At 36.1% G+C, this 3,991-nt stretch carries 4 protein-coding genes; all 4 read right to left on the bottom strand.

All coding sequences use genetic code 11. From position 1 onward, the window contains the following. Positions 1 to 4: 4 nt before the first annotated feature. The 4 genes from U9P79_04415 to U9P79_04400 are packed head-to-tail and all read right to left on the bottom strand — an operon-like array spanning position 5 to position 3,916. Complete coding sequence (locus U9P79_04415; GenBank protein MEA2103871.1) at positions 5 to 616, bottom strand: NTP transferase domain-containing protein; 612 nt, start codon at positions 614 to 616, stop codon at positions 5 to 7. Between the two features lie 19 nt (positions 617 to 635). After that, complete coding sequence (locus tag U9P79_04410; protein MEA2103870.1) at positions 636 to 1,898, bottom strand: pyridoxal-phosphate dependent enzyme; 1,263 nt, start codon at positions 1,896 to 1,898, stop codon at positions 636 to 638. Then, complete coding sequence (gene arcC, locus U9P79_04405; protein ID MEA2103869.1) at positions 1,895 to 2,857, bottom strand: carbamate kinase; 963 nt, start codon at positions 2,855 to 2,857, stop codon at positions 1,895 to 1,897. The genes U9P79_04410 and arcC overlap by 4 nt, the downstream gene beginning before the upstream one ends. A gap of 21 nt (positions 2,858 to 2,878) precedes the next feature. Next, a complete protein-coding gene (locus tag U9P79_04400; protein ID MEA2103868.1) occupies positions 2,879 to 3,916 on the bottom strand; it encodes a hypothetical protein in 1,038 nt (345 codons plus the stop codon). Positions 3,917 to 3,991: the final 75 nt, after the last annotated feature.

The following is a 3,991-nucleotide window of genomic DNA, read 5'->3' as shown; positions in this document are numbered from 1 at the left end:
TAATTTACAAAAATCTCGCAACATCCTCATCCAGATCCACGTCCTGAAGAATTTGCTTTTGTTCGACAGAAATATATTCGATTGAAAATTTTTTTATAATATCTTTCAGTGTTTTTGCAGTAGTTGAAGAAATAATTTTTTTGACAACCTCTTTGCGAAATAATATCGGATGCCCTGAATGCATTTCGTAACTCGGGATAATAATTTCATTTTTTGAAGTTTCGGTTGAGAGGATCAATCGTTTATAAACTTGTTTCGGAATATGCGGTTGGTCAACAAGATGAAGCAAAATCCAATCATCGTTATCAATTTTTCTATTCAGATATTTTGCAGCAGTTTGAACGGAAGAAAACATTCCGGCAGGGAAATGTTCATTATAAACAAACCTTAGTTTGGATTTGATTTCTGGATCAATTAAAGCCTTCTCAGTTTTCTCTTTTAAAAACTCGGATTTATAACCTGTAACAATCACAATTTCATCGCAATATAAACAAAGATTTTCAATAATATTAATGATGAAGTATTTGCTTTTATATTTTGCCAAAGGTTTGAAAATAGAAAATCTGGAAGAATATCCGGCCGCAAGTATTATTGCATAGATTTTTTTTTGGATCATTGTAGTTGAAAACACATTTTTAAATGGGGAGTGAAACAGCTTTTTCAGCGGATTTAGAATCTTTTAATCCGCAACCTGTAAGCAGGATAACTATTTTTTTATTTGAAACATTGTTTTGATTAATATATTTTTTGAAACCAGCCCAAGCAGCTGCAGCAGACGGTTCCACGAAAATACCTAAGTTTTTGCCAAGATATTTTTCTGCTTTTAATATTTCATTATCAGTAATTTTAATCCCGTTTCCCTTGCTTTTTTGGATGCAATCGGCAGCCAGATAAAGGTTTCGGGGCGCATCCACAGATATGCTGTCTGCAACTGTTTTAGATGATTTTAAGATAAATTCACCCGTGTTCAAAAAATCCACAATTGCTGAACTTCCTTCTGCCTGTGTGGCAATTATTTGGGGGATTTTTTTAATCAAGTCTAATTGCAAAAGGTCGTAAAAGCCTTTATAAATTCCAGCAAGGATAACTCCGTCACCCGAAGGTACAAAAACAATATCCGGTGCTGAATAATTCATCTGCATAAAGATGTCAAAAGCACCAGACTTTTTTCCTTCTATTGTAAGGGAATTATATGCCGTGTTGCGGTTGTACCAACCATTTTTTTGTGATTTTTCAATCGCCAAATCAAAGGTATCATCATAAGTGCCATCAACTTTTATTATGCCAGCTCCGTAAATTTGTAATTGAAGCAATTTCTCTTTTGGAATAGATTTCGGCACAAAAATTTTTGATTTAAGTCCAAGTCTGGCACAAATTCCAGCGAGGGAAGTTGCAGCATTTCCAGTGGATGCAGTGCAGATGGTTTTTTTGTCCAATTCGATTGCTTTTGCTGCCACTAATACCGAGGCTCTATCTTTATATGAAAAAGTCGGGTTGTGAGTTTCATCCAATAAGAAAATTTGGTTGTCTTTAATTTTTTGGATTTTATGGAGGGAATGGGAGGGGAGCTGGAGAGATGAAAATAGCGAAAAATCGTTTCCGCTTTTCAAAGGGAGAAGATCAGGATAAAGAAATATATTTCCGGGATTGATAGTTTCAAAAAATCCTTTGGAGTATTTCGATTTGAGAAATTCATAGTCGTAGAAAACTTGTAAAACGCCTTTTAATGGCATCCCCAATTCGTTTTGAGAATAACAATCCGGGCATAAATAATGATCGTTTTGTTCGATAAAATCTGGCTTCCATTTTTTTTTGCATGTGGAACATTTGTAAAAATAACTGGAATTTGGATTTGATTTGTTTTCTCTAAACAATTTATTTTCTAATGAATCCTTCATTTTGTTATAATCGTTCCAGTCTTGCCTTCGAGTGCATCCACAGCATGGTCAAGGGAAGTAATAATTGCCTTATCTCCACCGGATTTTACAAATCGGATAGCAGCTTGAATCTTTGGTCCCATACTACCGGCTAAAAATTGCCCGGCTCCAAAAAGTTCTTCTGCTTTTTCCAAAGTAATTTTTTTGAGAGCTTCTTCATTTTTTTGCCCGTAATTTATATAAGCAAATTGAACATCGGTCAGGATCAAAAAGATATCCGCATCCACAATTTGAGCGAGTATGTTTCCGACTTTGTCTTTATCTATTACCGCTTCCAAACCTTTGTAAGTTCCATTTGCTGTTTTCATAACCGGCACTCCACCGCCCCCGGCAGCAATAATAATTGCCCGGGCAGCTACAAGAGCCTTGATACAATCCGCTTCAATAATATCAATGGGTTCAGGGGATGGAACGACTCGCCGCCAAGTTTTTTCACCATTTGGTTTAACTTTTTTTACGATATATCCCTTTTCTTTTTGTAATTTTAAAGCGTTTTCTTTGGTATAAAAAGGTCCCACCGGTTTGGAGGGATCATCAAAATCAGGATCGTTTTTGTCAACAAGAACTTGGGTAATTTCTGTTGTGATTGGAATATTTTTGCCTATTTTCAAGAAATAATTTCGAAGTGTGTTCTGGAACATATATCCGATCTGTCCTTGAGTCATTGAGCCGATAACATCAAGCGGTTGGGAAGGAACGAGGGGAATTCCTTCTTCCTGTTGGATTAGCAAATTTCCTGCTTGGGGACCATTTCCGTGAGTGATGATTTGTTTGTATCCCAATTTGTTGATTTTTACTAATTGCTTACAGGTCATTTGAACATTTTTGAGCTGCTCTTCTAAGGTTCCTTTTTCTTCTGATTTTTTGATCGCATTTCCACCTAAGGCGATTACGATCAGCTTTTTATTTTCCTTTTTCATAGAATATTTCTCCTAATAATTTTAAATTTTTACTTTTTTCCCGGCGATAGACATAGCCATTAGTGCTTTTTGAATATGCAATCTATTTTCCGCAATATCTACAATGATAGAGCGAGGTCCGCTGGCAACTTCATCTGTAACTTCTTTTCCTCTATCCACAGGCATCGGATGAACAAACAAGCCATTATTGGTTCTTTTCATTCTCTTTTCATTACAAACCCATTCGGTTTTTTTGCTTGCTCTTTCGATTTCGGCTTGTTTACCGATTTTATAAAAATCGGGACCAAACCAGTTACGAGAATAGACAAAATCTACGTCATCGGCATATCCATTATCAGGATCATTTGTCAGTTCGAATTTCATTCCATTTGCTTCGCAATTTCTTTTCACTTTTTCAATTTCTTCTTCCGGTAAGTCATATCCTTTCGGATGAGCCAAACGGACATTCATTCCCAAACGTGAGCTGATTTGCATATTTTCTTGCACAGAGCAATAGGAACGAGCGAGGGAACCGTGTCCCCAAGTCATAAGGAGTGTTTTGCCTTTCAAGTTTCCTTTATGTTCTTCCATTCCCATTACATCTGATAATCCCTGACAAGGGTGATATTTATCGCCAGCCATATTAAATATGGGAATTTTCATCCACTTTGCATATTCGCGAATAAGTGCGTTTCCATCTCCATAATTTTCCACCGCAGTTTCTAGAATTCGTATTCCCATACCACTGGCATAACGGTCGAGAACTTTTGCAGCGTCTTCTATCGTTTCACCTGCCTGGACTTCCACACCATCTTTGGTTTTTTTTAGACGTAAGGTTTTCGGCTCAATAAATTGGGCGTGTCCGCCTAGTTCCGTGGCAGCTGCTTCGAATGAAATCCTCGTTCTAAGAGAGGGATTGAAAAAGAACATTATAAAAGTTTTGTCTTTCATTAGAGTATTGAATTCTTTTCCATATCTGTCTTTTTTCATTCTGTGTGCTAATTTTAAGATTCCTTTTAGATCAGAAACTTCTAACTCTTGTGTTGTGATAATATCTTTACCTTTAATGTCTATTAACATTTTTCTCCTATCAAAATTTGGAAATAGAAAATGGGAATTTTAAATTGTGATGTTAACTCCCATTTTCTAATTAAT

The organism is Candidatus Cloacimonadota bacterium (genome assembly GCA_034661015.1).
GTDB lineage: Bacteria > Cloacimonadota > Cloacimonadia > JGIOTU-2 > JGIOTU-2 > JAYEKN01.
This window is presented reverse-complemented; position numbering and strand designations above follow the sequence as displayed.

Bases quoted from the DNA above. Each gene is read 5' to 3' on its own strand.
- U9P79_04415 (MEA2103871.1), bottom strand. From the start codon at position 616: ATGATCCAAAAAAAAATCTATGCAATAATACTTGCGGCCGGATATTCT.
- U9P79_04410 (MEA2103870.1), bottom strand. From the start codon at position 1,898: ATGAAGGATTCATTAGAAAATAAATTGTTTAGAGAAAACAAATCAAAT.
- arcC (MEA2103869.1), bottom strand. From the start codon at position 2,857: ATGAAAAAGGAAAATAAAAAGCTGATCGTAATCGCCTTAGGTGGAAAT.
- U9P79_04400 (MEA2103868.1), bottom strand. From the start codon at position 3,916: ATGTTAATAGACATTAAAGGTAAAGATATTATCACAACACAAGAGTTA.